This window comes from Novosphingobium sp. HR1a (genome assembly GCF_015594425.1).
GTDB classification, from domain to species: domain Bacteria; phylum Pseudomonadota; class Alphaproteobacteria; order Sphingomonadales; family Sphingomonadaceae; genus Novosphingobium; species Novosphingobium resinovorum_A.
This window is the reverse complement of sequence record NZ_JABXWS010000142.1, coordinates 1-1,246: the sequence shown is the minus strand read 5'-3', so window position 1 is coordinate 1,246 and position 1,246 is coordinate 1. Positions and strand designations below refer to the sequence as shown.

General features: G+C 61.8%; 1 pseudogene. It reads left to right on the top strand.

The annotated features are described in order from the left end of the window. Window positions 1-61 precede the first annotated feature (61 nt). Window positions 62-1,223, top strand: a pseudogene (locus tag HWN72_RS30665) (IS30 family transposase). The last annotated feature ends 23 nt before the right edge of the window (window positions 1,224-1,246 follow it).

Below are 1,246 nucleotides of genomic sequence, written 5' to 3'. Positions count from 1 at the left end.
GCCGGTGGGTTCAACGGGTGGCGGCAACACTTTAATCTTTTGCGGAAGATGGAGTGTCGCGATGAAGCAGCGTCGTCGGATCTATTACACGGCCAGTCAGCGAGCAGAGATATGGGATCGCTGGCAGCGCGGGGAGTCGATGAGTTCGATCGGACGAAGGTTTGATCGAGAATCATCTTCGGTATTTTCGGTGATTTCGCCGACCGGCGGTATCCGGCCCGCCGATCGCAAGCGGAGCATCCGTGCACTGAGCCTTGCCGAGCGCGAGGAGATTTCGCGGGGCCTGAGCGTCAGTGAACCCTTGCGTGCGATAGGCACGGCGACTGGGCCGCTCGCCCTCGACGATCAGTCGCGAAGTCAGGCGCAATGGCGGCCCTGCACGGTATCGCGCTACTGCGTCCGATCAGGCGGCATGGGACCGTGCCTTGCGGCCCAAGCCCTGCAAGCTGGCTTGCTCGCCGCCACCGGCACGGGCAGTATCGGCCAAGCTGCGCCGCAAATGGTCACCGGAACAGATCGCGGGGTGGCTCAGGCGCAGCTTTCCCGAGGAGCCGCACAGGCAGGTGTCGCACGAGACCATCTACAGAAGCCTGTACATACAGGCGCGCGGAGTTCTGAAGAAGGAACTGCTGGAGCATCTGCGCGCCCGGCGCACGATCCGCAGGTCCCGGCACGCCAGCCTCAAGCGTAACGGACATGGCCAGATCAAGGATGCCGTCTCGATCAGCGAACGCCCCGCCTCTGTCGAGGACCGCGCCATTCCCGGTCACTGGGAAGGCGATCTGATCGGAGGCACGAAGAACAGCTACATCGCGACGCTGGTCGAACGGCATTCGCGCTATGTGATGCTGGTCAAGGTCGCCAACAAGGACACAAGGAGCGTCGTGTCGGCGCTGATCAGGCAGACGCAGCGCCTGCCGCGCGAACTCTACAAGTCACTTACCTGGGATCGCGGTAAGGAACTGGCCGATCATCCCCGCCTCACGCTGGCTAGCGATGTCGAAGTCTATTTCTGCGACCCGCAGTCGCCCTGGCAACGCGGCTCCAACGAAAACACCAATCGCCTGCTGCGACAGTATTTTCCCAGAGGAACAGATCTGTCGCTATACAGCCAGGCCAAACTGAGCGCTGTCGCCCGGCAACTCAACGAACGACCAAGGAAAACGCTCGAATACCAAACACCCGCCGAGCGTTTCCAAGCTTGTGTTGCCGCCACCCGTTGAACCCACCACCCTTTGCGGACATT